The sequence below is a fragment of the Ancylobacter vacuolatus genome, assembly GCF_030813595.1.
Taxonomy (GTDB): domain Bacteria; phylum Pseudomonadota; class Alphaproteobacteria; order Rhizobiales; family Xanthobacteraceae; genus Ancylobacter; species Ancylobacter vacuolatus.
Map to the genome: position 1 here is coordinate 238,648 of NZ_JAUSUH010000005.1, position 25,313 is coordinate 263,960.

Below are 25,313 nucleotides of genomic sequence, written 5' to 3' on the forward strand. Positions count from 1 at the left end.
AGATGACAGCCACAGGTGAAGGGAAGGATAGGGCATGGCACCGTCTCCGCAGCAATTCGCCAGCGACAATTATGCCGGTATCTGCCCGGAAGCCTGGGCGGCCATGGCCCGCGCCAATGATGGCTCCTGCGTGGCCTATGGCGACGACGAATGGACCAGCGAGGCGGCGGATGCCTTCCGCCAGCTTTTCGCGACCGATTGCGACGTGTTCTTTGTGTTCAACGGCACGGCGGCCAACTCGCTGGCGCTGGCCTCGCTCTGCCAGTCCTTTCACAGCGTGATCTGCGCCGCCTCGGCCCATGTCGAGACCGATGAATGCGGTGCGCCGGAGTTCTTCTCCAACGGCTCCAAGCTGCTGGTGGCGCCGCCCGGCACCTCCAAGCTCACGCCGGACATGATCCGCGCGCTCGCCACCAGCCGCTCCGACATCCATTTCCCGAAGGCGCGGGTGGTGACCATCACCCAGCCGACCGAGACCGGGCTGACCTACAGCCTGGACGAGATACGGGCGATCTCCGCCCTGTGCCGCGAACTCGGGCTGAAGCTGCACATGGACGGGGCGCGCTTCGCCCATGCCTGCGCGAGCCTTCGCTGCACGCCGGCGCAGATGACATGGCAGGCCGGCGTGGACGTGCTGTGCTTCGGCGGCACCAAGAACGGCATGGCGGTGGGCGAGGCGGTCCTGTTCTTCGACCGCTCGCTGGCGGCGGATTTCGACTATCGCTGCAAGCAGGCGGGGCAACTCGCTTCCAAGATGCGCTTCCTCTCCGCCCCCTGGATCGGCCTGCTGCAAACCGGCGCCTGGCTGCGCAATGCCGAGCACGGCAATGCCTGCGCCGCGCGGCTCGCCGAGGCCGTCCGCGCGATCGAGGGAGTTGAACTTCTGTTCCCCGTCGAGGCGAACTCGGTGTTCATCAAGGCGCCCGAGCCGGTGCTGGCGGAACTGCGGGCGCGCGGCTGGCGCTTTTATACCTTCATCGGCGGCGGCGCGCGCTTCATGTTCGCCTGGGACGCCGAGCCGCAGCGCGTGGAACAGCTCGCCACCGATATCAGCGAGGCCGCCCGTCTGCACCGCGACACCGCGTTGGCGGGTTAGAGCAGCGGCGCCAGCTGATTGACCCGCGCGAGGAGCGCCGCATCGGCGCCGCGCGGCCCGGTGAACTGAAGTCCGACGGGAAGACCGCCGTCGGTCCGGCAGGGAACCGAGACGCTTGGCGCGCCGGTGAGATTGGCGTGGGTGAGGGTGAGAATTTCGTCGTCGCCCTCCGCGCTCAGCGCCGGGTCGGTGTCCGGGGCGAGGAAGGGCACCGTGGGAGCGATGAGGGCATCGACCGCCGCGAAGACGCCGTCGAGCTCCGCCGTCAATCGCGCCTGCTCTTCCTTCGCCATGAGATAGCGCAGGGCCGGCAGGCTCAGGCCGGCGCGGATCTGCGCGGCGGTGCCCGGGGCATAGCCGGCTTCCGCCTGCCGGAACATGTCCGCATGCACCAGGGCCGCCTCCGGCAGCAATATGTCGAGCAGGGCCGCCGCCATTGCCTCCGGGGCGGGCAGATCGATCTCGACGATCTCCACCCCGGCCTCGCGCAGACGGGCCGCCGCCGCCTCGATGCTGGCGCGCACCTGCGGCCGCACCGCCGGGTGCTCCCACTGGTTGCGCACGATGCCGAGACGGGGCCGCGCGGGTGCCGTCGCGGGGAGCGGGGAGGGGGCCAGCGCGGCAAGCGCGAGCGCCACGTCTTCCGTCGTGCGACCGAGGATGCCGAGATGGTCGAGGCTCGGCGACAGCGGGTGGACACCCTCGAGCGACAGAAGGCCGTGGCTGGGTTTCAGTCCCACGATGCCGCAATAGGCGGCCGGGGCGCGGACCGAGCCGCCCGTGTCGGTTCCCAGCGCCAGCGGCACGATGCCCGCCGCCACCGCCGCGGCCGATCCGCCGCTTGAGCCCCCGGCGGTACGCGACGGGTCGCGCGGATTATTGGTCTGGCCGAACGCCGGATGGGCGATCCCGTAGGCAAATTCCAGCAAATTGGTCTTGCCGAACAGGATCGCGCCGGCCTGCCGCAGGCGGCGCACGCAATCGGCATCCCGCGCGGCGAGGCGCGGAGGAACGGCCTTGGTCGCAAAGCTCGTCGCAACGCCCGCAATGTCGATGATATCCTTGATGGCGACGGGAATGCCGTGCAGCGGCCCCCGGTCCTCACCCCGGGCGAGTTCACCGGTGGCCTGCTCTGCCTGGCGCATCACCTCATCGGTCATCGGGTCGATGAAGGCGTTGAGCCGTGGTTCCCACATACGCAGCCTCGCCACCGCGCTGTGGCAGACATCGAGGGGCGTGAAGCGCCCGGCGCGATACCCCTCGGACAGCGCCCGGACCGACAGGAAGGCTGAAGGATCGACCATGGTGCGGGCTCCGGCAGTGGTGCGTCACACCTACAGCCGGCCCCCTGCGCCAGCAATGAGGACGGCAGTCACCATCGCTGCGCAGCAAAGAATGGTCCGTCCGGCGTCAGCTCGCCTGTTGACGGTTCGAGGCCCGGAAGAAGGCGCGGACCCGTCGCCCCGGGGGAAAGCGGCCGGCAGCCTGACGGCCGGTTGCCGCTAGGACGGCTTTGTCGACAGAAAGGCCTTGCGGTCGCCATCGATGACCAGCGCGGTGAGGCGGCCGGTCCGATAGGCGCCGGTATCGATGCCGATGCGGTTGATCCGCTCCTCGGGCTTGGCGCTGATCGTGTGTCCGTGGACCACTACTTTTTCCAGCGGCATCAACGAATCCAGGAAGGGGGCGCGCATCCACAGCAGATCTTCGGGGTCCTGGCGCTCCAGGGACGTTCCGGGCCGGACCCCGGCGTGGCAGAAGAAGTAGTCGCCAAACGACACCGCATGCTGCAGCCCTTTCAGGAACTGCACATGCGAGGAAGGTACCGTCTCCACCAGCTTCCGATGCACCTGTTCGAGATCGGCCTGCGTCTTCAGCTTCGAGCGATTGAGCTTCACGCCATAGGAGCGCGCCGTGGCGTTGCCGCCGCTATTGACGAAAACGCCGTCGATGCGGGGCTGATCGAGAAAGGCGAGGAATTCCACGTCGTGGTTTCCCGCCAGCATGATGTGGCGGGGATCCGCAGCCTGGAGCGCAATCAGACGGTCGATGACGCCTTTGGAATCCGAGCCCCGACCGACATAGTCGCCAAGGAAGATGATCCGCCAGTCGCCCGGCTTTGACCGTGCGCTATCCTCCTCGATCTTCTGCAGAAGCTTGTCGAGAAGAGACCGGCAGCCGTGGATGTCGCCAATGGCGTAGATCCGGATTCCCTCCGGGCCGCGCGCCTCGGAAAGGGTGACAAGGGGTGTTTTCCAAAGTCCAAAAATTCTCTGCCGACTCCAATCCGGAGCGTCAGAATGATCCAACGTGTCGTGGAACACAATATCCCGGCAGCGGACCGGGCGGCATGGGCTACCGTCCCACCGCCTGTGCCTGGGGTGGTGATCGCCACGGGGGCGCCGGCCGATGGCGAGGCCCTGCGCGGCGGTGAGCGATGCCTTGCCCGGTAAAAACGCACCGGGCGTCGATGAGTCGCGCGCCCGCCTGCGGCGTCGCCCGGCGCGGCGGTTCTGCTGCAGATCCGCCGGTCGTGCGGGCGTCGTCCCGCGGCCCGGGAGCGCCAATGCTACTTTTATGTGACAATGCGAGCCGCTATCGGTGGGCTTTCAGCTGACGGGAGGTGGTCTCTTCGTGGCGGCAAAACCGGGCGCACGCCCGGATGAGCGGAGAGACGACATGTCGGAGCAAGCTCCAGAGGTTCAACTGCACGGCGACATGGACGCGCAGGAGCCGGTGAGCGCCGGCCGCGAGGTCGAATTGAAGCTGTTGACAGATCCCGCCACCCTGCAGCGCCTGCTTGCCGCCGCTGTCGTTACGCGAAACGCCACCTCCAAGGGCGTCGTCCGGCGCCTGGAGGCCACCTATTACGATACGCCGGATGCGGTGATCGCCCGGCAGGGCGCCTCGCTGCGCGTCCGGCGCAGCGGCAAGCAGTTCGTCCAGACGCTGAAGCTGGCGTCGGAGGACAGCCCGCTCCAGCGGCGCGAGATGGAAGCGCGCGTGCCCGACATCGCCCTTCAGCTTGAAGCGCTGCCCCTGGCCGAGCTGGGTGCGCCCTTCGCGACGCTGCCGGGCGCGGGGCTCGCGCCGGTGTTCACCACCAAGATCCGCCGCCAGATCAAGGTGGTGGAGTTTGGCGGCGCCGTCATCGAGGTTGCGTTCGACGAGGGAACGCTGAGCGCCGGCGACAAGGCGGAAGCCGTCTGCGAGATCGAGCTGGAGCTGAAAGCCGGCGGGGCGGGGGCGCTCTATGAGCTGGCCCTGTCGCTGCTGGAGCAGGGTCCCGTCCGCATCGGGTTCCAGAGCAAGGCCGAGCGCGGCTATGCGCTTGCCTTCGGCACCTCGCCCAACGCTGAAAAGGCGTTCGCGACCGGCATCGGCCCCGCCGATACCACCGACGATGTGATCGCCAAGGTGTTGAACGCCTGCCAGTCCCACGTGATGGCGAATCTGATGGCGGCGCATCATGGCCAGGACCCGGAGGGCGTTCATCAGCTGCGGGTCGCGCTGCGGCGTCTGCGCACCGCCATATCGCTGTTCAAGAAGGAGGTCCCCGCCTCGGCACTTGAGGCCCTCGGCCTCGACGCCAAGCGGCTGGCCAGCGCTCTCGGGCCGGCCCGCAATTGGGACGTGTTCGCCACCTCGACCATCGCCGAGATCGAGCGCGCCAATCTGCCCGGCGTCGACTTTACCGAACTGAGAGCGGCCACCGCCGCGCCGCGTGCTCTCAGCTATCAGGCCGTGCGCGTCGATCTGATCGATCTCGAATGCACCCGCTTCCTGCTGTCGCTTGGCCGGGTGATCGAGCGCCGGAGCTGGCGCAACGACATCGGCATCGAGGCTCTCGCCGTGCTCACCCAGCCGGCGGGCGAATTCGCCGGGCGGGGGCTGGCGCGCCTGCACCGCAAGGCGCTGAAACAGGGCCACAATTTCCGCAAGCTGCGGCCGACGGCGCGGCATGAGCTGCGCCTGACGCTGAAGAAGCTGCGCTATGCGGCGGAGTTCCTGCTGCCGCTTTACGACCGTGACGGTGCCGCCCGGAAATATCTGAAGCGGATGTCCCGGCTGCAGGACATTCTCGGCATCGACAACGATATCACCACCACGCAGGCGCTGCTGCGCGAGGTGGAGGAGAGCACATCGCTGCCGCAGGTCCACAAGGCCATCGGCGCCATCACCGGCTGGCAGGGGCGCGACCGCATCGAGACCGCCGAGTCGCTGCGGCGCAGCTGGCGCAAATTCCTCGATGCCGAGCCGTTCTGGCTCGGCTAGCCCACCCACACGCTTCGCTCTCTCACCAGGCTTGTCGCCGTATTGTCGTGCTCTCGTCATGAGGCACGTCGAAACGTCGCGTCGACGCCGAACAGGAGGGGATGCCCGCATGGACTATTTCAAACGCTTCAACTTCCTTTTCGCGACCCCCGCCTTCGACGCGGACGATCTGGAAGGCGCCCGCTATCACCAGATCGTCGCGGAGATCGAGAGCTCCGGCTTCGAGGTGGTGCGCGCCCGCACCATCGAGGACGCCGAGATCGCGGTGCAGACCGACGCCGCCATCGGCTGCATGATGGTGGACTGGGGCAAGAAGGGCATGGAGGGCAAGACCGCTTCCCTCATCAACCTGATGCGCCGGCGCGGCCTCGACTTCCCGATCATCCTGCTGATCCGCCGCAAGCGGTTCGAAGATGTGCCGGTGGAGGTGCTGGACTTCATCGACGGCTATGTCTTCCTCTCCGAGGAAACCCCCGCCTTCATCGCCAAGAACCTCATCAGCCGGCTCAAGCAATATGCCGAGACGCTGAAGACGCCTTTCTTTGGCGCGCTGGTGGATTATGCCGAGGAGGGCAACCAGCTCTGGACCTGTCCCGGGCACAATGGCGGCGTGTTCTACTCGCGCAGCCCGATCGGCCGGGTGTTCATGGAGCATCTGGGCGAGGCGGTGTTCCGCGACGACCTCGACAATTCCGTGCTCGATCTCGGCGACCTTCTGACCCATGAGGGCCCGGCCCTCGCGGCGCAGAAGGAAGCGGCCAAGATCTTCGGCGCCGAAAAGACCTATTTCGTGCTGAACGGCACCTCGACCTCGAACAAGGTCGCGCTCTCCGCCCTCGTGACCGATGGCGACCTCGTGCTGTTCGACCGCAACAACCACAAGGCCGCCCATCATGGCGCGCTGATGATCTCCGGCGGCATTCCGGTCTATGTGCCGACCGTGCGCAATGCCTGGGGGCTGATCGGCCCGATGGACTTCGCGGCGCTGGACGAGGAGGCGCTGCGCGAGCGCATCCGCACCCATCCGCTGGTCACCGACCCTGAGGCCTGGCGGAAGCCGCGCCCGTTCCGCGTCGCCGTGGTCGAGCAGTGCACCTATGACGGCACGATCCACAATGCCGAGATGATCCTCAACAAGATCGGGCATCTGTGCGACTACATCATGTTCGACGAGGCGTGGGCGGGCTTCATGAAGTTCCACCCGCTCTATGCCGGGCGCTTCGCCATGGGGCTGAAGGATCTGGGACCGGACGCGCCGGGCATCATCGCCACCCAGTCAACCCACAAGCAGCTCGCGAGCTTCAGCCAGGCCTCGCAGATCCACATGAAGGACCGGCATATCAAGGGCCAGAAGCGGCGGGTGGAGCACCGGCGCTTCAATGAGAGCTTCATGCAGCACGCCTCCACCTCGCCCTTCTACCCGCTGTTCGCCTCGCTGGATGTGGGCGCGCAGATGATGAAGGGACGGTCCGGCGAAGTGCTGTGGGACGATACGATCCGCCTCGGCATCGAGCTGCGCAAGAAGATCCGCGCGGTGCGCCGGGAGTTCGAGGAGAAGGAGCAGCGCCCCGAGCGCCGCTGGTTCTTCGAGCCCTTCGTGCCGGACCGGGTGGCGATTCCCGATGCCGCCAGCCCCGGCGCGGTCCATGACGTGCCGTGGGAGAGCGTCTCCACCGACCAGCTCGCCACCAACCCGGCCTTCTGGCATCTCACACCGGGTGCCACCTGGCACGGCTATGCCGGCATGGCGGCTGGCTTCGCCATGACCGATCCCAACAAGCTGACGCTGCTGACGCCCGGCTTCGACCGCGCCACCGGCGCCTATGTGGAACACGGCATCCCGGCCCCGGTGGTGGCGCAGTATCTGCGCGAGAATCGCATCGTTGCGGAGAAGAACGACCTCAATTCGCTGCTGTTCCTGCTGACGCCGGGCGTTGAATCGAGCAAGGCCGGGACGCTGATCAGCGGTCTGGTCGCCTTCAAGAAGCTGCACGACGACAATGCTCTGCTGGAAGACGCCATCCCGGAATTCTACCGGCGCCGGCCCGGGCGCTATGAAGGCGTGCGCCTGCGCGACCTGTGCGGCGAGATGCACCGCTTCTTCCGCAACGCCAATGTCAGCGCGTTGCAGGCCATGCAGTTCGCGGCCGAGCACCTGCCCGATATCGCGCTGTCTCCCCATGATGCGGCGCGCTGCCTGGTGCGCAACGATGTGGACTACCTGCCGATCGACGCCATTGCCGGGCGTATCGCCACCACCCCCTTCGTGGTCTACCCGCCGGGCATCGCCACCATCGTCCCCGGCGAAAGGCTCACCGAGCGCGCCCAGCCGATGATCGATTATCTCCGGATGTTCGAAGCCTGCTTCAATACATTCCCGGGCTTTGACGTCGAGATCCAGGGCGTCTATCGCGAGACCGATGCCGCCGGTCGCATTCGGCTCTATACCTATGTGGTTGCGGAATAAGCGGGAGTTCGGGTTCGTTGATGGAGCAGGAGAACGCGGTCATCGTCCGCCCGACGCGGGATTCCGACGTGGATGCCATGCTGGCGATCTACCGCCATCACATCCGCCGGGGCGTCGAAGAGGGGGTGGACGACAATGACACGCCGCAGCCCGACGACCTGCGGGACCGGCGCAAGAACCTGAAAAGCCGCCGGTTTCCCCATATCGTCGCGGTCCGGGACGGTGAGGTGGTGGGCTATGCCTATGTCGTGCTGTTCCGCAAGCGCCCGGCCTATCGCTACACCGTCAAGCACTCCATCTATGTCCACCACCAGCATATTGGCCACGGCATCGGCAGCCAGCTCATGCGCAGCCTGATCGATGCCTGCGCGGCGGCCGGCTTCCGGCAGATGATCGGCTATATCGACGGCGACAACACCGCGTCGCTCGCCATCCATGAGCGGTTCGGCTTTGTCCGGGTGGGGTTTCTCCCCGCGGTCGCCTACCGTTATGGCCGCTGGGCCGACAGCGTGATGGTGCAGCGCTCCCTGGGGCCCGGCGCCACCGCTCCGCCCACGCCCTTGCCGCTCTCCACCTATTGAGGACCGCACAGCTTTCCGCGCGGCGCTGGCGGCGCTCATCGTCGATCGTCCGTGAGGACCGCATGATGGCGGATGCGATCCGCGCGGGGTGTCGGCGCCCTGGCGCGCGGGGAGGCATGCGCGATCACCCCGGCGGCAATGGCTTGGGAGAAAGGGCTAGGTTGCGAGCGCCTGTTTCAGCCGGCCCGCCGCCGCCCGGCCGAGGGTGATCGGCTCGGCCTTGCCGACAAGCGTGAGCTTCACCTCGTCGCGCGAGCGCATGTCGAGGCTGCGGACGCGCGCGCAATTGACCAGGATGGAGCGGCCGGCGCGCAGGAAGGGCGGGCAGGGCAGCACTGTCTCGAAGTGCCCGATATTGCGCAGGATCATCAGCGGCGGCTGGTCGGCCACATGCACGCGGCTGAAATCGCCCTCCGCCTCGATGGCGAGGATATCGCCCGGCGCGCAGCGCAGCAGCCGTCCCGGCGCGCGCAGTTCCAGGGTGGCGGGCGCTTCTGGCGGCGGCGCCAGAAGACGTCGCGCCCGGTCGAGCGCCGCGTCGAGGCGGGGCTGCGCCACGGGCTTGAGCAGATAGTCGATCGCTTCCACCGCGAAGGCGTCGACGGCATATTCCGCATAGGCGGTGACGAAGATCACCCGCGGCGGATCGGCCATGGCGGCGAGCAGGTCGAAACCGTCGGCGCCGTTGAACTCGATGTCGAGCAGGATCAGAGCGGGTCGCAGACTGCCGACCAGCTCCATTGCCTGCGCGACGCTCTCGGCCTCGCCGACAATCTCGACATCTTCATGCGGCGCGAGCAGGCGGCGCAGGGCGCGGCGGGCCAGCGGCTCGTCATCGGCGATCAGGACGCGGAGCACACTTCCCCCTCGATCCGCAGCGTGGCGACGACCTGTCCGCCCTCAACCTCCCGGAGATCGAAGCCGTGCCGGCCGGGATAATGAACGTCAAGCCGGCGGCGCAGATTGGCGAGACCGAGCCCATGCCCGGCGCGCAGGCGATGGGCGGGCTCCAGACGGCCGGTATTGAGGATATCGACGCGCAGGGCCTCGCCCTCCAGCGCGACATGGACGGCAAGCTCCAGCACCTGCGAGCGGTCGCCATGTTCCACCGCGTTCTCGGCGAGCGGCTGGAGCAGGCTGTTGGGAATGCGCCGGCCGGCAACGGCCGGCTCCATCTCCACCCGCACGCGCAGCCGACCGCCGAACCTCGCCTGCTGGATCCTGAGATAGGCCAGCAGCGCCGCCACCTCCTCCTCCACCGGCACGACCGGCGTGCGGATGCCGGCGAGGACATGGCGGAGATAATCGGTGAGATCGCGCAGCATCGCCAGCGCCGCCTCTGGATGCTCGGGCACTTCCTCGGCAATGCCGTTCAGCGCGTTGAACAGGAAATGCGGGTTGATCTGCAGGCGCAGTTGCTGGATCTCGGCGGCCAGCGCCTCGGCCTTCGCCGCGAGCATCTGCGTTTCGGCGGTGAGCGCGGCGCCATGCGCGGCCTGGCGCTGGCGGTCGGCGCGCAACCAGAAGAACAGCAGGCTCCAGCCGGTCAGCGCCACCGCGTAATGGGTGAAGGGCAGCGCGATTTCCTCCAGCGCCCCCCAGTCCGGAATGGCCCAGTCGAAGAGCTGGCGCGCCAGCATGGTGGCCGCGACCACCAGCGCCGAGGCGGCGCTGGAGAACAGCACCAGCACCCCGAAAATGCGCGGGCCGAGCACCGCGCCGGCGAAAGCGCCGTCATAGATGCGGCCGAGCACGGTCGAGAGGCCCACGAGCAGGAGAAAGGCCAGCCCGCTCATCGCCAGCGCGGCGGTGATGTCCTGATAGGTGATCTGACGGTTCACCAGATCGACAAGGGTGAACAGGCCCCAGCCCGCGATCTGGATCCGCGCGAAGGACCCCGGGTACCACCACGCGCCGGACGCAGTGATCGGCATGGGCGGGATGCTCACCTGAAAGGCTCCGGGGTCGGCAGGATGATGGGGCAGGGAGGGCGGGGCGGGACCGCCGGCAGGCTCGTCGATTTCTGCGCCCCGTTCATCGAGTCGCAGGCGCCGTGGCGGTGCCGGAGTGCTTAGCCCATGGCATCTTTCCCGCGCGGTGCCTAGAGCACGCGCCGACCGGATCGTGCGGCGGCCCTTCGCTGGCGTGGCGGGTCGCGCGGGTCGCAGGCCGGCGGTTTCCCGGCGGCTCACCGCTCACAGGACTTGCGAATGGCCGTTCTGCCCGTTGCCCGTGCCCTGTCCTCCTGCCGGCCAGCCTTCCTTGCGGTCGGGGCGTTCTCGGCCGTCATCAACCTGTTGATGCTCGCCGGCTCGCTCTACATGCTGCAGGTCTATGACCGGGTGCTGAGCGCGCGCAGCGTGCCGACGCTGGTCGGCCTGTCGCTGCTGCTGCTCGCCGCCTATGCTCTGCAGGGCTTTCTCGACTCGGTGCGGGTGAAGATGCTGGCCCGCATCGGCGCGCGCTTCGACGAGCAAATCTCCCCGCTCGCCTTCGCCGCCGCCCGCCGGCTGTCGCTGGCCGGACGGCGTGCCGACGAGGCGCTGCAGCCGATCCGCGACCTCGACCACATCCGGGGATTTCTGGCCTCGCTCGGCCCCACCGCCCTGTTCGACATGCCGTGGATGCCGCTGTTCTTCGCCGGCTGCTTCCTGCTGCATCCCTGGCTCGGCCTGCTGGCCCTGGGCGGAGGCGCCCTCATCGTCGCGCTGACGCTGGCGACCGAGCGGGCCAGCCGTTCGGCCCTGAAAGCCCAGATGGCCAGCCGCGCCGCGCGCGAGGCGCTGGCCGAGGCGTGCCGGCGCAATGCCGAGGCGGTCACGGCGATGGGCATGGGCGGGGCGTTCGGCGGTAAGTGGCTGGAGGCCAACCGGCGCCATGTCGGCGACTGGCTGGCCGCCGCCGATATCACCGGGGCCAGCGGCGCCTTCGCCAAGATTTTTCGCATGGTGCTGCAATCGGCGGTGCTGGGGCTCGGCGCCTATCTCGCCATCCACGATCAGATTTCCGGCGGGGCGATGATCGCCGCGTCGATCATGACCTCGCGGGCGCTGGCGCCGATCGAGATCGCGGTGGCCAACTGGAAGGGCTTCATCGCCGCCCGGCTCGGCCGGCGCCGGCTGGCCGAACTGCTGGACACGCCTTCCATGGCCGCGCGCGAACCCACCCCGCTGCCGGCGCCGGCCGCCACGCTCACGGCGGACGCGCTCGTGGTGACCGCTCCCGGCCGCGCCGCGCCGATCGTTACCGGCGTTTCGTTGCGGCTGGAGGCGGGGCAGGGGCTCGGCATTATCGGCCCCAGCGCCTCCGGCAAGTCGACGCTGGTGCGGGCGCTGGTCGGCGTCTGGCCAGCGCTCAAGGGCGAGGTGCGGCTCGACGGCGCGCGGCTCGACCAATGGGCGCCTGATGCGCTGGGCCGCCATGTCGGTTACCTCCCGCAGGATGTGGAACTGTTCGACGGCACGGTGGCGGAGAACATCGCCCGCTTCGCCGCCAATGCCACGGGCGACGCCATCCTCGCGGCGGCGCGGGCGGCGGGGGCACATGAGCTGATCCTGCGGCTGGAACAGGGCTACGACACCCGCATCGGCGAAGGCGGCATGGCGCTTTCCGGCGGGCAGCGCCAGCGCATCGGGCTGGCCCGCGCGCTCTATGGATCGCCCTTTCTCGTCGTTCTCGACGAGCCCAATTCCAACCTCGACACCCAGGGCGACGCCGCGCTGACCCAGGCGGTGCAGGGCGTGCGCGCCCGCGGCGGCATCGTGATCGTCGTCACCCATCGCCAGAGCGCCATTGCCGGGCTCGACCGGCTCGCGTTGATGGCCGAGGGCCGGCTTCAGGCCTTCGGCCCGGCGGAGGAGGTGCTGGCAAAGCTCGCCCGGGAGTCCCGCGTTGCCGGCCTGCCCGGCCTCAAGCCGGCGGTCGCCTCATGACAAACGCCTCCGCCTCGGACCATGGCGCCGCGCTTCGCCGGCTGACGCTTCTCGGCGGGGCAGGCGTGCTGCTTTTCGCCGGCACGATCGGCGTCTGGGCGGTAACGTCGACGCTGACCGGCGCGGTGGTGGCGTCCGGCCAGTTCGTCGTCGACGGCAATGTGAAGAAGGTGCAGCACGCCACCGGCGGCATTGTCGGCGCGCTCAACGTGCGGGAGGGCGACCGGGTCGAGGAGGGGGCGGTGCTGATCCGGCTCGACGACACCATCACCCGCGCCAATCTCCAGCTGGTCACGCAGCAGCTCGATGAATTCGCCGCGCGGCGGGCCCGCCTGCAGGCCGAGCGCGACGGGCTCAGCGCGAGCGCTGTCGCGCCGGAACTGGCCGCGCGCGGCGGCGAGCCAATGATTGCGGCGCTGATCGCCTCCGAGCAGAACCAGTTCGCCGCCCGCCGCGCCGCGCGCGCGGGACGCCAGGCGCAGCTGGCCCGCCGCATCGCGCAGCTGGAGGACGAGATCGCCGGGCTGCGGGCGCAGCAGGCGGCGCGCGACCGGCAGGCGGTGCTGATCGCCGAGGAACTGGCGGGCGTGCGCGAACTCTACGCCAAGAATCTGGTGGCGCTCAGCCGCAAGGCGGCGCTGGAGCGGGAGGCGGCCGAACTCGACGGCGAGAGCGGCCGCCTTGTCGCGGCGGTGGCGCAGGCCGAGGGCCGGATCGCCGAGACGCGGCTGCAGGTGATCGAGATCGACGACGTGCTGCGCGAAGAGGTGATGAAGGAGCTGGGCGAGATCCAGGCCAAGGCGGCCGAACTCACCGAGCGTCGCATCGCCGCCGAGGACCAGCTGAAGCGGGTCGACATAAGGGCGCCGAGCGCCGGCTTCGTGCACCAGCTCGCCGTGCACACGGTGGGCGGCGTCATCAGCCCGGCCGAACCGGCGATGCTGATCGTGCCGGCCCGCGAGGCGCTGCAGGTGGAGGCGCGGGTGAACCCGCCTGACATCGACCAGATCGTGCCCGGCCAGCCGGCGCAGATCCGCATCCACGCCTTCAACCAGCGCACCACGCCGCAGCTGGCCGGCACGGTGGCCCGCATCTCCGCCGATACCAGCCGCGACCCGCAGAGCGGGGCGGTGTTCTACACGCTGCGTGTGGCGATTCCCGCCGGGGAACTGGCGCGGCTCGCGCCGCAGGCGGTGAGCCCGGGAATGCAGGCGGAGGTGTTCGTCGAGACGCAGGACCGCACGCCGCTGCACTACCTCGTCAAGCCGCTGCAGGACCAGATCGCCCGCGCCTTTCGCGAGCGCTGACCCGGCGGGAGGGCGAGACCCGGCGGGGCGGGCGGACTCGTCGATTTCTGCGCCGCCTTCATCGAGTGGCCGGGAGTGCCCCGGTGATGATGACGGCGGCTCATGCATTCTTTTGCCGCTCCGGTGAGAGCGGTGACCTGACGAGGAGAGCACAGAATGGCCGGTATCCTTTATTCCGCGGAACTGCCTGAATCCGGCCAGCGGCGCATCGAGAGCTTCGATCCCGCCAGCGACAAGCTCGATCTCGGCACCAATTCGGTGCATGCCTTCATCGTCGTCGACACGCCGGAAGGCGTCGCCTTCATGGACCCGTGGAGCGGCAAGCAGACGCTGATCGTCGGCGTCTCGCTCGGCCAGCTCACCGTGAACAGCTTCGTGCCTGTTGAGAACGACCATCTGCGGCAGGATCTCAGCGGCGCCCTGGCCTGGGAGCACGGCATCACACGCGCGCCGCACACGGTCTATGCCCGCTCGCATGAGGTCGGCCAGATCGACCGTGTCGCCTTCAATGCCGAAACGGATGTGGTCGACTTCCGCTATTATGGCACGCGCGAGCAGATCTACATGGTGGACGGCGCTGAGGGCGTGGTCATCGGCAACTACACCACCGGGCAGACGCTGATCCTGCTCGACACCACCGTGGCCGAGCTGTCCGTGGAGAATTTCCTGTTCCACACCGCGCAGGTGCGGGAAGACCGGCTCTTCCTGCAGCTTGGCTTCGCCTCGGTGCCGGAGACGCAGGTGATCGGCCGGGCCGACATTCCCACCGTCGGCAGCGATGCGTGGCCGACCGCCGCCGGCCCCGGCACGCCGCCGAGCGGCGTCACCGGCACCACCTATCTGATCGACTGGGATTACGGCACCAAGGCCGTGCTCGACTTCGACCCGGCGGTGGACCGGCTGGATTTCAAATATTTCCGCCCGGCCGAATTCACCGTGGCGGAGGTGAACGGCTCCACGGTCATCACGATTGTCGGGCAGAACCAGACCTACACGCTCACCGGCGTCTCGCTGGCGGAGCTCGACTACAACAACATCGTCGCGGTGGAGGACGCCACCTACCAGAAATGGCGCGGCCTGATCGAGGCGGCGAATGCCGGGGGCGACACGCCGACGCTGCGGGTGGCGGATGCCCAGATCACCGAGGGCCAGAGCGGCACGAGCGTGATGAGCTTCACCGTCACGCTGTCCAAGGCGGCGGCGGGCGTGGTGAGCGTCGATTATTCCACCCTCAACGGCACGGCGCTGGCGGGTTCCGACTACCAGGCCGCCCTCGGCCGGCTGACCTTCCAGCCCGGCGAGACCAGCAAAACGGTGCAGGTCAATGTGATCGGCGACGCGACGTTCGAGCTCAATGAGGCGTTCGATCTCGTCCTGTCCTCGCCTTCAGGCGCGACGCTGGCGGATGAGCGGGCGACCGGCACCCTCGTCAACGACGATGCGCAGGCGCCGAACGTGCTGCCGGCCCTTTCCATCGCCGATCTCTCCGTCGCCGAGGGCGACGGGGCGCATGTGCATTTCATGTTCATGGTGACGCTGGACAAGGCCTCCACCAGCCCGGTGAGTGTGCAGTACCGCACCGGCAACGGCACCGCGCTGGCCGGCACGGACTATGAGGCGACCACCGGCACGCTCACCTTCGCGCCGGGCGAGACCGCTAAGCAGATCCATGTCGACGTGATCGGCGACACGCTGGCGGAAGCCGATGAGCGCTTCACCGTGACCCTGCTCACCCCGACCGGGGCCACCATCGCCGATGGCGAGGCGACCGGAACGCTGCTGAACGACGATGCCGCCGGGCCGGTGCCAAGCGGCGACAGCCTCGCCTTCGCGGTGGCGAGCAATTGGGGCGCCGGCTTCACCGGGGCGATGACGCTGAAGCCCGTCGCCACGCTGAATGGCTGGACGGTGGAATTCGACGCCTCCTTCGACATCAGCAACATCTGGAACGCCGAGATCGTCAGCCATGTCGGCGACCACTATGTGATCCGCAACGCCAGCTGGAACGGCAAGGTGGCGGCCGGCGGCACGGTGAGCTTCGGCTTTCAGGCCTCGCCCGGCGGGGCGGCGATTGTGGCGGAGGATTTCGTCGTCAATGGCAGCCCGGCGGGCGGCGGGACCGACCCGGTGCCTGTGCTGCCGACGCTGGCCATCGCCGATGCGAGCGTGACCGAGGGCAATGACGGCACCGCCTATCTCTCCTTCACCGTCACCCTCTCCAAGGCCGCGACCGGCGCGGTCAGCGTCGCCTATGCCAGCGCCAATGGCACGGCGGTGGCGGGGCAGGACTATCAGGCGGTGTCCGGCACGCTGACCTTCGCCGCCGGCGAGACCTCCAAGGTCATCCGCGTGCCGGTGACGGGCGACACGGTGGTGGAGGCCAATGAGGCGCTGACCATCACTCTCTCCAGCCCCTCCGGCGCCACGCTGGCGGATGGGAGCGCGACCGGCACCATCCTCAATGACGATGTGGCGCCTGTTCTGCCGACGCTGGCCATCGCCGATGCGAGCGTGACCGAGGGCAATGACGGCACCGCCTATCTCTCCTTCACCGTCACCCTGTCCAAGGCCGCGACCAGCGCGGTCAGCGTCGCCTATGCCAGCGCCAATGGCACGGCGGTGGCGGGGCAGGATTATCAGGCGGTGTCGGGCACGCTGACCTTTGCCGCCGGAGAGACCTCCAAGGTCATCCGCGTGCCGGTGACGGGCGACACGGTGGTCGAGGCCAATGAGGCGCTGACCATCACTCTCTCCAGCCCCTCCGGCGCCACGCTGGCGGACGGCACCGCGACCGGTACCATCCTCAATGACGATGTGGCGCCGCCGCCCACCGTCTCGGTATCAGGCACGACCGTGGCGGAAGGCGATGCGGGCGGCGGTGGCGTGGCGGAGGGCTGGTTCTCCACCTCCGGCAACCAGATCGTCGATTCCGCCGGCCATGCGGTGAAGATCGCCGGGGTGAACTGGTTCGGCTTCGAATCCACCAATGCCTCGCCGCATGGCGTCTGGACCCGGCCCTACACCGACATGATGGACCAGATGAAGGAGCTGGGCTTCAACACCATTCGCCTGCCCTTCGCCAGCGCCACCCTGCATGCCAGCAGCGCCAGCGGCATCGACTACAACCAGAACCCGGATCTGAAGGGGCTGACGCCGCTTGAGATCATGGACAAGATCGTCGCCTATGCCGAGGAGATCGGGCTCAAGATCATTCTCGACCATCACCGCTCCTCCTTCGGCGCCGGCACCTCGGAGAACGGGCTCTGGTACGAAGGCACCTTCACGGAAGCGGCGTGGATCGACGACTGGCAGATGCTGGCCGAACGCTACGCCGACAGCACCGCCGTCATCGGCGCCGACCTGCACAATGAGCCCCACGCGGGCACCTGGGGCGGCGGCGGGGCGAACGATTGGGCGGCGGCGGCCGAGCGCGCCGGCAACGCCATTGGCGAGGTCAACGCGAACTGGCTGATCTTCGTCGAGGGCGTCGCTTCCTATGAGGGCGACAATTACTGGTGGGGCGGCAATCTCCAGGGCGTGCGCGACCGGCCGATCGAGCTCGATGTGCCGAACAAGCTGGTCTATTCGGCGCATGACTACGGCAATTCGGTCTATGAGCAGCCCTGGTTCAGCGATCCGGACTTCGCCGCGCAGCTGCCGGAAAAGTTCGACGCGATGTGGGGCTATATCTACCGCGAGAACATCGCCCCCGTGCTGATCGGCGAGTTCGGCACCAAGCTGCAGGACCCGAAGGACGCGCCCTGGCTGGAGGCGCTGACCTCCTACATGGCCGGCGATTTCGACAATGACGGCACGCTCGACATCCCCGCTGGGCAGGAAGGCATCAGCTGGACCTATTGGTCGTGGAACCCCAATTCCACCGATACGGGCGGCATTCTCGCCGATGACTGGCGCACGGTGAACACGGCCAAGCTCGCCTATCTCGAACCCATCCAGTTCGATCTTGAGGATGATGGCGGCAGCGGTGCCGGCACCACTGCGGTGTTCACCGTCACCCTCTCGGCGGCGGCGGCGCAGGCGGTGACGGTCAGCTACCAGACACTGGCGGGCAGCGCCGGGGCCGACGATTTCACGGCCGCCAGCGGCACGCTGAGCTTCGCGCCGGGCGAGACCAGCAAGACGGTGCGGATCGCCATAACAGGCGACAGCCTCGCCGAGGCCAATGAAAGCTTCACGCTCCTGCTGCGCGATGCGCAGGGGGCGGTGATCGGCATCGGGCAGGCGAGCGCTGTCATCGAGGACGACGACGCGGCGGCGCCGGCTTTGCCGTCCTTCAGCATCAGCGATGCGACGGCGGCGGAGGGCAGCGCCGGCGCGCCCGGCACGCTCACCTTCACAATCAGCCTGTCGCAGGCGGCCGAGGGGCCGGTGAGCGTGCGCTACGCCACGGCCAATGGCGCGGCGGTGGCGGGGCAGGATTATCAGGCGGTGTCCGGCACGCTGACCTTCGCGGCGGGCGAGACCAGCAAGACGGTCACGGTCGCCGTGCTCGGCGATGGCGTCCTGGAGGGCCATGAGACGTTCAACCTCGTGCTCTCCAGCCCCGTCGGCGCCACGCTGGCCGATGGCACGGGACGCGGCACGATCGAGAATGACGACGCCGCCCCGCCGGCCGGGGGCGACATGGTCGCCTTCTCCGTCGCCAGCAACTGGGGCAGCGGCTTCACCGGCGCGATGACGCTGAAGCCGGAGGCGGCGCTGAACGGTTGGACGGTCGAATTCGATGCGCCGTTCGACATCAGCAACATCTGGAACGCCCAGATCGTCAGCCATGTCGGCGACCATTATGTGGTGCGCAACGCCTCCTGGAACGGCAAGGTGGCGGCGGGAGGCGAGGTGAGCTTCGGCTTCCAGGCCTCACCGGGCGGCGCCGGCGTGGCGGCGGAGGATTTCGTCGTCAACGGAAAGTCCGTGGGCGAGGCCGAGGCCCCGGCGCTGCGCCTTGCCGCCGTGCCGCTCAGCGACGATGTGATCGATGCCTCGATCGCGCTGGTGGAGGCGCGCGCCTTCGACTTCACCGCCGAGGTGACGCTGCACACTGACAGCGTCGCGCTCGACGGCTGGACGCTGGACATCGCCACGCCCTATGAGATCGCCGCGCTTCAGGGCGCGGAGATCGTCGCGCGGGATGAGGACGGCTATGTCGTGCACGGCCTTGCCGCCACCGGGGCGGTGGATGCGGGCGCCGATATCCGCTTCCAGCTTGTCGGCCACGGCACGTTCGACAGCGCGCAGTTCGATTTCCTGATCTAAATCAGGGGGTGGGACCGGCGCCCGCGCCTCATGCCCGGGGCGTCACGGCCACTTCACCACCGGCGGCATGGAGGAGAGGATCGAATCCACATTGCCGCCGGTCTTCAGGCCGAACAGCGTGCCGCGGTCATAGAGCAGGTTGAACTCGACATAGCGGCCGCGGCGGATGAGCTGTTCCTCGCGCGCCGCCGCGTCCCACGGCGTTTCCATGTTCGCCCGCACGAGGCGGGGATAGACGTCGAGAAAGGCGAGGCCCACCGCCTTGGTGAAGTGGAGATCGGCGTTCCAGTCGCCCGAGTCCAGCCAGTCATAGAAAATGCCGCCAATGCCGCGCATCTCCTTGCGGTGCGGTAGGTAGAAATATTCGTCGCACCACTGTTTGTAGCGAGGATAGTCGATATGCGGGCGGCCCTCGCAGGCGCCGCGCATCGCGGCGTGGAAGGCGAGCGAATCCGGGTCTTCCTGGGTGCGGCGGGCGTCCAGCACCGGGGTGAGGTCCGCCCCGCCGCCGAACCACGCCTTGGTGGTGGTGACGAAGCGGGTGTTCATGTGCACTGCCGGCACATGCGGGTTCGCCATATGGGCGATGAGCGAGATGCCGGTGGCGTGGAAGCGCGGGTCTTCCTCGGCGCCGGGAATCTGCTTGCGAAACTCGGGCGCGAACTCGCCATGCACGGTCGAGCAGTGGACGCCGACCTTCTCGAACAAACGTCCGCGCATCAGCGACATCACGCCGCCGCCGCCCGGCGCGCCGGAATGGTCGGTGCGCTCCCACGGCGTGCGCTCGAACCGGCCCGGCGCGCCGGGATAGAGCGAATCGGGCGCCTCGTCCTCCAGCCGCTCGAAAGCCGCGCAGATGCGGTCGCGCAGCTCCTCGAACCAGGCGCGGGCGGCGGCCTGGCGGCTCAGCGTGTCGGCGGCGATGTCGGTGGCCATGGCGGCTTCTCCTGCACGGGGGCGCAGGGCGCTTCTAGCCGCTTGCGGACCGGCCCGGAAGGGCGAGGCTACAGCATCGTGCCCGACACGGAGCCGATGGCGGCGGTGGCCGCCATGGCCAGCGCGCCCCAGAAGGTGACGCGCAGCGCCGCCTTGACCGGGTCGGCCCCGCCCGCCTTCGCCCCGGCCACGCCGAGAAGGGCGAGGAACACCAGCGCGGCGGCCGAGACAATCAGCGGCAGCCCGGAGAGCGGCATAAGCAGCGCGGTGGCGAGCGGCAGCGCCGCGCCGGCGGCAAAGCTCGCGGCGGAGGCCAGCGCCGCCTGCACCGGGCGGGCGGCGGTGATCTCGTTCATGCCGAGTTCGTCGCGGGCATGGGCGCCGAGCGCGTCCTTGGCCATCAGCTGGCGGGCGACCTCGCCGGCCAGCACCGGGTCGAGGCCGCGCTCCACATAGATCTGCCGCAGCTCCTCCTGCTCGCCGACCGGGTCGGTGGCGAGTTCGGCGGTCTCGCGGGCGAGGTCGGCGCGCTCGGTGTCGGATTGCGAGGAGACCGAGACATATTCACCCGCCGCCATCGACATGGCGCCCGCCACCAGCCCGGCAATGCCGGCCAGCAGCACGGCGTCGCGCTCCGCGCTCGCGGCGGCGACGCCGACGATGAGGCTGGCGGTGGACAGGATGCCGTCATTGGCACCGAGAACGGCGGCGCGCAGCCAGCCGGCGCGGTCAACATAATGATTTTCGTCGTGGCGCGAGCGCATGGTGTTCTCCCCGGTCAAGGCGCGGGACACTGCGCTGGAACCGTTACAATCTCATGATACCGCCGCGCGGCGTGCGGGCTAGAGCGTAGTTCCACACAGCAAGCGACACAAAGGTGCCGCATCGGCGGCGCAAAAGGCGGGCCATGTTCGCGCGCATCTTTGCCTTCTTCGAAAAATTCGTCGATCCGTTCCATCCCGCGCCCATTGGGCAGCCGCCGGAGGGGCTGATCGCGTTCTATTGGCACTTCGTGCGCCAGACCGGCTGGGTCTATGTGGCGGCGCTGGCGGCCGCCTTCCTCGTCGCCGTCATCGAGGTCTCGCTGTTCCGCTATATCGGCCAGATCGTCGATCTCGTGCAGGCCTCCAACCCGCAGACGATCTTCTCCGACCATGGCGGTCTGCTGCTGTGGATGGCGTTTGTGGTGGTGGTGGCGCGACCCATCGCCAACCTGCTGCACGATTTGCTGGTGCGCCAGTCGATCACCGCCAAGGTCGGGCCGATGATCCGCTGGCAGTCCTATCGCTGGGTCATTCGCCAGAGCGTCGGCTTCTTCAACAACGATTTCGCCGGCCGCATCGCCACCCGCGTGCTGCAGGCCGGCCCCGCCGTGCGCGGCTCGGTGGTCGAAGTGATCGACGCGCTCTGGTATGCCGGCATCTATGCGGTCAGCGCAGTGCTGCTCTTCGCCGAGGCCGACTGGCGGCTCGCCATGCCGATGGTGGGGTGGATCGCCTTCTATGTGCTGGCGCTGGTGGTGTTCGTGCCGCGTATCCGCCACCTCTCCAAGCGCACCGCCGAGAGCAATTCGGCACTGACCGGCCGGGTGGTGGACAGCTACACCAACATCCTCACCGTCAAGCTGTTCGCCCATTCCGACCGCGAGGACCGCTATGTCCGCGCGGCGCTGGCGCGCAATATCGACGATAACAGCGGCCAGCAGCGCCACATCACCCGCATGGCGTTCACGGTGAGCGTGCTGAACAGCCTGATGCTCGGCGGCATTGGCGGGCTGGGGCTCTGGCTGTGGTCGGTCGGGGCGATCAATCTCGGCGCCATCGCGCTCTCCACCGGCCTTGCCATTCGCATCACCAACATGTCCGGCTGGATCATGTGGGTCGTCACCGGCGTTTTCGAGAATGTCGGCACGGTGCAGGAGGCGATCACCACGCTCTCGCGCCCGCGCGAAGTGGCGGACGCGCCCCGAGCCCCGGCGCTGGACGTGCGCGCCGGCGAGATCCGCTTCGATCATGTCTCGTTCCATTACGGCAAGGGCGGGGGCGTGATCGAGGACCTCACGCTCACCATCCGCCCCGGCGAGCGGGTCGGGCTGGTCGGCCCTTCGGGCGCCGGCAAGTCGACGCTGATGAGCCTGCTGCTGCGCTTCTACGATGCCGAATCCGGCCGGGTGCTGATCGACGGGCAGGATGTGCGCAGGGTGACGCAGGATTCGCTGCACGCGCAGATCGGCGTGGTGACGCAGGACACCTCGCTGATGCACCGCTCGGTGCGCGACAACATCGCCTATGGCCGCCCGGACGCCAGCGAGGAGGACATCCGCATAGCGGCCCGCCGCGCCCATACCGACGGCTTCATCGACAGTCTGAGCGACCCGCAGGGACGGGTGGGCCTCGACGCCCATGTCGGCGAGCGCGGGGTGAAGCTCTCCGGCGGCCAGCGCCAGCGCATCGCCATCGCCCGCGTGCTGTTGAAGGACGCGCCGATCCTCATTCTCGACGAGGCCACCTCGGCGCTCGATTCGGAGGTGGAGGCGGCGATCCAGGCCAATCTCGACGAGCTGATGACCGGCAAGACGGTGATCGCCATCGCCCACCGCCTCTCCACCATTGCCCGCATGGACCGGCTGGTGGTGATGGAGCACGGGCGAATCGTCGAGAGCGGCACCCATGCCGAACTGGTCGCCAGGGGCGGCCTCTATGCCCGGCTCTGGCACCGCCAGTCCGGCGGCTTCATCGACGCGGATGAGGTGGACGCGGCGGCGGAGTGAGGGGGCACCCTCATTCCCGGGTCACGCCCGGGGAGCAGGGCGATCTGTTATCAAGCCGCCCCCGAATCCCCCCGTCTGCCGCAGCGCCTCGCCGAGAATCATCGCCCCCGCCAGCGCCACGTTGAGCGAGCGGGCGCCCTCCGCCAGCGGGATGGCGATTCGCGCATCGGCCACCGCATGCACCGGCTCCGGCACCCCCGCGCTCTCGCGGCCGAGCAGCAGCACATCGTCGGGCAAATAGGCGAGGGCGGTGTAGGCCACCGCGCCGCGCGTCGTGCACAGGACGAGGCGCCGCCGCTCGTGCACGCGCCACGCCTCGAAGGCGGTGAAGCTGGCATGGCGGGTGATCGCGGCGCGGTCGAGATAGTCCATTCCCGCCCGCCGGAAGCCGGCATCGCCCACCGGAAAGCCCGCCGGCTCGATGATGTGCAGCGACAGACCGAAGCAGGCGCTGGTGCGCGCCAGCGTGCCGGCATTCTGGGCGATATCGGGCTGGTAGAGCGCCAGTGCCAGCGTCATGCGGTGTCCTTCCTTGATCGGCGCGCTGCCGCGCGCAACGCCTTCCCTAACGACAGTGGCCCCCTCGGGGAAGGACGCGGACGCTGCGAGGCGCTCCGCCGCCGGGGGCAGGACGGGTTGCCGCACTGCCTTCATCTGGACAAGGAGCGGCCCGGATGCAATTAGAGGCAATCGAAGGTAGGGTCGACCGCGTGCCACGCGGACGCCTGCCCGTTTCGCGCGAGCGCTCGACGCCGCGCCGGGACGGTCTGGCCGAGGCAGCGGTGACGGGTTCGAGGGGAAAGGAAACCATCGTGGCAGCAACTGAGACGGCGGGTACCACGCGCCGCGACTTTCTCTACATCGCCACCGGCGCCATGGGCGCGGTCGGCGCCGCCGCACTCGTGTGGCCCTTCGTCTCCCAGCTCCAGCCCGACGCCTCGGTCCTCGCCATGTCCACCACCGAGGTGGACCTGTCGCAGGTCGCCGAGGGCCAGATGGTCACGGTGAAGTGGCGCGGCAAGCCGGTCTTCGTATGGAACCGCACGGAGAAGGACATCGCCGAGGCGAAGGAAACCCAGCTCTCGGCGCTGCTCGACCCGATCGCCCGCAACGCCAACCTGGCGGCGGACGCCCCGGCGACCGACGCGAACCGGGCCGGCGAAGGACATGAGAAGTGGCTGGTCGTCATCGGCATCTGCACCCATCTGGGCTGCGTGCCGATCGGCCATTCGGGCGAATATGATGGCTGGTTCTGCCCGTGCCATGGTTCGGAATACGACACGGCCGGCCGGGTCCGTCGCGGGCCGGCGCCGACCAACCTCGAAGTTCCGCCCTATCAGTTCGTGTCCGACACGAAGATCTCCATCGGCTGAGCCGGCGTTCAGGGATATTCACAGATGAGCGGACACTCCACGTTCGAGCCGAAGCACCCGGCGCTCAAGTGGTTCGAGAGCCGGCTGCCGCTGGTTGGCCTGATCCATTCCTCCTTCGTCGCCTATCCGACGCCGCGCAACCTGAACTACTGGTGGACCTTCGGCGGCATCCTGTCGCTGATGCTGGTCTGCCAGATCGTCTCGGGCGTGGTGCTGGCGATGCACTACACGCCGCACATCACGCTGGCGTTCGATTCGGTCGAACACATCATGCGCGATGTCAGCTTTGGCTGGCTGATCCGCTACATCCATGCGAACGGCGCCTCGATGTTCTTCATCGCGGTGTACATCCACATGTTCCGCGGCCTCTATTACGGGTCCTACAAGGCCCCGCGCGAGGTGCTGTGGATCCTCGGCTGCATCATCTACCTCCTGATGATGGCCACCGCCTTCATGGGCTACGTGCTGCCGTGGGGCCAGATGAGCTTCTGGGGCGCCACCGTCATCACCAACCTGTTCTCGGCCTTCCCGGTCGTCGGCCCGACCATCGTGGAATGGCTGTGGGGCGGCTTCTCGGTCGATAACGCGACGCTCAACCGCTTCTTCTCGCTGCATTACCTGCTGCCCTTCATGATCGCCGGCGTCGTCGTGCTGCATGTCTGGGCGCTGCATGTGGTGGGGCAGAACAACCCGACCGGCGTCGAGCCGAAGAGCCCGAAGGACACCGTGCCGTTCACGCCCTACGCGACCATCAAGGACGGGTTCGGCATGGTGTGCTTCCTGATCTTCTTCGCGTGGTTCCTGTTCTACATCCCGAACTATCTCGGCCATGCCGACAACTACATCCCGGCCAACCCGCTGGTGACGCCGGCGCACATCGTGCCCGAATGGTACTACCTGCCGTTCTACGCCATGCTGCGCGCGGTGCCGGACAAGCTCGGCGGCGTGCTGACGATGTTCGGCGCCATCATCGTGCTGTTTTTCGTCCCGTGGCTGGATACGTCGAAGGTGCGCTCGGGCGTCTACCGCCCGCTGTTCAAGCAGTTCTTCTGGATCTGGGTGGCGGTGTGCGTCGGCCTCGGCTGGCTCGGCGCCAAGCCGGCGGAAGGCGGCTATGTCATCGCCGGCCGCATCCTGACGATCTACTACTTCGCCCATTTCCTGATCATCCTTCCGCTGCTCGGCCTGTTCGAGAAGCCGAAGGCGGTGCCGGCCTCGATCACCGAGGCCGTGCTGGGCAAGAACAAGGGCGCGGCACCGGCCTCGGCAGGCGTCTCGGCGCCACAGACCAAGGGTTGAGCG

The 25,313-nt window shown here is 68.3% G+C and carries 17 protein-coding genes; 10 read left to right on the plus strand and 7 right to left on the minus strand.

Translation table 11 applies throughout. The features are described from left to right. Positions 1-34: 34 nt before the first annotated feature. Positions 35-1,096, plus strand: a complete 1,062-nt coding sequence (locus tag J2S76_RS13560; protein ID WP_307060972.1) for a threonine aldolase family protein — start codon at positions 35-37, stop codon at positions 1,094-1,096. On the opposite strand, the gene J2S76_RS13565 is transcribed toward J2S76_RS13560, so the two are convergent. Both J2S76_RS13565 and J2S76_RS13570 read right to left on the minus strand, forming a co-directional pair. Next, positions 1,093-2,400 carry an amidase gene (locus J2S76_RS13565; RefSeq protein ID WP_307060974.1) on the minus strand — a complete coding sequence of 436 codons (1,308 nt, stop codon included), beginning with the start codon at positions 2,398-2,400 and terminating at the stop codon, positions 1,093-1,095. The genes J2S76_RS13560 and J2S76_RS13565 overlap by 4 nt on opposite strands. Before the next feature lie 198 nt (positions 2,401-2,598). Continuing rightward, on the minus strand, positions 2,599-3,420 hold the full coding sequence (locus J2S76_RS13570) for a metallophosphoesterase family protein (protein ID WP_307060976.1): 822 nt from the start codon (positions 3,418-3,420) through the stop codon (positions 2,599-2,601). A 355-nt stretch (positions 3,421-3,775) separates the two neighbouring features. On the opposite strand from J2S76_RS13570, the gene J2S76_RS13575 reads away from it, so the two are divergent. From J2S76_RS13575 to J2S76_RS13585, 3 genes are all read left to right on the plus strand, one after another. Beyond that, on the plus strand, positions 3,776-5,371 hold the full coding sequence (locus tag J2S76_RS13575) for a CYTH and CHAD domain-containing protein (RefSeq protein WP_307060978.1): 1,596 nt from the start codon (positions 3,776-3,778) through the stop codon (positions 5,369-5,371). 109 nt (positions 5,372-5,480) lie between these two features. After that, positions 5,481-7,838 (plus strand): Orn/Lys/Arg family decarboxylase, encoded by a 2,358-nt coding sequence (locus J2S76_RS13580; RefSeq protein ID WP_307060980.1) that lies wholly within the window; start codon positions 5,481-5,483, stop codon positions 7,836-7,838. Positions 7,839-7,858: 20 nt separating this feature from the next. Then, the gene (locus tag J2S76_RS13585; RefSeq protein ID WP_307060981.1) at positions 7,859-8,419 is read left to right on the plus strand and encodes a GNAT family N-acetyltransferase; all 561 of its coding nucleotides are present in this window, start codon (positions 7,859-7,861) and stop codon (positions 8,417-8,419) included. Positions 8,420-8,575: 156 nt separating this feature from the next. Here the strand turns inward: J2S76_RS13585 and J2S76_RS13590 are convergent, their stop codons facing one another. Together J2S76_RS13590 and J2S76_RS13595 are read right to left on the minus strand one after the other, a co-directional pair. Next, entirely contained in the window at positions 8,576-9,277 is a 702-nt protein-coding gene (locus tag J2S76_RS13590; RefSeq protein ID WP_307060983.1) for a LytR/AlgR family response regulator transcription factor, read from the minus strand. Next, entirely contained in the window at positions 9,262-10,353 is a 1,092-nt protein-coding gene (locus J2S76_RS13595; protein ID WP_307060985.1) for a sensor histidine kinase, read from the minus strand. The genes J2S76_RS13590 and J2S76_RS13595 overlap by 16 nt, the downstream gene beginning before the upstream one ends. 276 nt (positions 10,354-10,629) lie before the next feature. On the opposite strand from J2S76_RS13595, the gene J2S76_RS13600 reads away from it, so the two are divergent. The 3 genes from J2S76_RS13600 to J2S76_RS13610 all read left to right on the plus strand — a co-directional run bounded on the left by J2S76_RS13600 (position 10,630) and on the right by J2S76_RS13610 (position 18,932). Then, positions 10,630-12,351 (plus strand): type I secretion system permease/ATPase, encoded by a 1,722-nt coding sequence (locus tag J2S76_RS13600; protein ID WP_307060987.1) that lies wholly within the window; start codon positions 10,630-10,632, stop codon positions 12,349-12,351. Further along, positions 12,348-13,658 (plus strand): HlyD family type I secretion periplasmic adaptor subunit, encoded by a 1,311-nt coding sequence (locus J2S76_RS13605; protein WP_307060989.1) that lies wholly within the window; start codon positions 12,348-12,350, stop codon positions 13,656-13,658. The genes J2S76_RS13600 and J2S76_RS13605 overlap by 4 nt, the downstream gene beginning before the upstream one ends. Positions 13,659-13,814: 156 nt before the next feature. Further along, positions 13,815-18,932, plus strand: coding sequence for a Calx-beta domain-containing protein (locus J2S76_RS13610; protein ID WP_307060991.1), 5,118 nt, complete (start codon positions 13,815-13,817; stop codon positions 18,930-18,932). A gap of 42 nt (positions 18,933-18,974) precedes the next feature. On the opposite strand, the gene hemF is transcribed toward J2S76_RS13610, so the two are convergent. Continuing rightward, entirely contained in the window at positions 18,975-19,868 is an 894-nt protein-coding gene (gene hemF / locus J2S76_RS13615) for an oxygen-dependent coproporphyrinogen oxidase (protein ID WP_307060993.1), read from the minus strand. 68 nt (positions 19,869-19,936) lie between these two features. Next, the gene (locus J2S76_RS13620) at positions 19,937-20,632 is read right to left on the minus strand and encodes a VIT1/CCC1 transporter family protein (RefSeq protein ID WP_307060995.1); all 696 of its coding nucleotides are present in this window, start codon (positions 20,630-20,632) and stop codon (positions 19,937-19,939) included. Positions 20,633-20,775: 143 nt separating this feature from the next. Between J2S76_RS13620 and J2S76_RS13625 the strand changes: the two genes are divergently transcribed. Continuing rightward, complete coding sequence (locus tag J2S76_RS13625; protein ID WP_307060997.1) at positions 20,776-22,638, plus strand: ABC transporter ATP-binding protein; 1,863 nt, start codon at positions 20,776-20,778, stop codon at positions 22,636-22,638. Between the two features lie 21 nt (positions 22,639-22,659). Here J2S76_RS13625 and J2S76_RS13630 read toward each other — a convergent pair whose 3' ends face one another. Further along, positions 22,660-23,157, minus strand: coding sequence for a tRNA (cytidine(34)-2'-O)-methyltransferase (locus J2S76_RS13630; protein WP_307060999.1), 498 nt, complete (start codon positions 23,155-23,157; stop codon positions 22,660-22,662). 293 nt (positions 23,158-23,450) lie between these two features. Here J2S76_RS13630 and petA point away from each other — a divergent pair, with 293 nt between their 5' ends. Together petA and J2S76_RS13640 are read left to right on the plus strand one after the other, a co-directional pair. Next, positions 23,451-24,011 carry a ubiquinol-cytochrome c reductase iron-sulfur subunit gene (petA, locus tag J2S76_RS13635; protein WP_307061001.1) on the plus strand — a complete coding sequence of 187 codons (561 nt, stop codon included), beginning with the start codon at positions 23,451-23,453 and terminating at the stop codon, positions 24,009-24,011. A gap of 24 nt (positions 24,012-24,035) precedes the next feature. After that, positions 24,036-25,310, plus strand: coding sequence for a cytochrome b (locus J2S76_RS13640; protein ID WP_307061003.1), 1,275 nt, complete (start codon positions 24,036-24,038; stop codon positions 25,308-25,310). Positions 25,311-25,313: the final 3 nt, after the last annotated feature.

What these genes read in the sequence shown, in the direction of transcription:
- J2S76_RS13560 (WP_307060972.1), top strand. Translation starts at nt 35, where the DNA reads ATGGCACCGTCTCCGCAGCAATTCGCCAGCGACAATTATGCCGGTATC.
- J2S76_RS13565 (WP_307060974.1), bottom strand. Translation starts at nt 2,400, where the DNA reads ATGGTCGATCCTTCAGCCTTCCTGTCGGTCCGGGCGCTGTCCGAGGGG.
- J2S76_RS13575 (WP_307060978.1), top strand. Translation starts at nt 3,776, where the DNA reads ATGTCGGAGCAAGCTCCAGAGGTTCAACTGCACGGCGACATGGACGCG.
- J2S76_RS13580 (WP_307060980.1), top strand. Translation starts at nt 5,481, where the DNA reads ATGGACTATTTCAAACGCTTCAACTTCCTTTTCGCGACCCCCGCCTTC.
- J2S76_RS13585 (WP_307060981.1), top strand. Translation starts at nt 7,859, where the DNA reads ATGGAGCAGGAGAACGCGGTCATCGTCCGCCCGACGCGGGATTCCGAC.
- J2S76_RS13595 (WP_307060985.1), bottom strand. Translation starts at nt 10,353, where the DNA reads ATGCCGATCACTGCGTCCGGCGCGTGGTGGTACCCGGGGTCCTTCGCG.
- J2S76_RS13600 (WP_307060987.1), top strand. Translation starts at nt 10,630, where the DNA reads ATGGCCGTTCTGCCCGTTGCCCGTGCCCTGTCCTCCTGCCGGCCAGCC.
- J2S76_RS13605 (WP_307060989.1), top strand. Translation starts at nt 12,348, where the DNA reads ATGACAAACGCCTCCGCCTCGGACCATGGCGCCGCGCTTCGCCGGCTG.
- J2S76_RS13610 (WP_307060991.1), top strand. Translation starts at nt 13,815, where the DNA reads ATGGCCGGTATCCTTTATTCCGCGGAACTGCCTGAATCCGGCCAGCGG.
- hemF (WP_307060993.1), bottom strand. Translation starts at nt 19,868, where the DNA reads ATGGCCACCGACATCGCCGCCGACACGCTGAGCCGCCAGGCCGCCGCC.
- J2S76_RS13620 (WP_307060995.1), bottom strand. Translation starts at nt 20,632, where the DNA reads ATGCGCTCGCGCCACGACGAAAATCATTATGTTGACCGCGCCGGCTGG.
- J2S76_RS13625 (WP_307060997.1), top strand. Translation starts at nt 20,776, where the DNA reads ATGTTCGCGCGCATCTTTGCCTTCTTCGAAAAATTCGTCGATCCGTTC.
- J2S76_RS13630 (WP_307060999.1), bottom strand. Translation starts at nt 23,157, where the DNA reads ATGACGCTGGCACTGGCGCTCTACCAGCCCGATATCGCCCAGAATGCC.
- J2S76_RS13640 (WP_307061003.1), top strand. Translation starts at nt 24,036, where the DNA reads ATGAGCGGACACTCCACGTTCGAGCCGAAGCACCCGGCGCTCAAGTGG.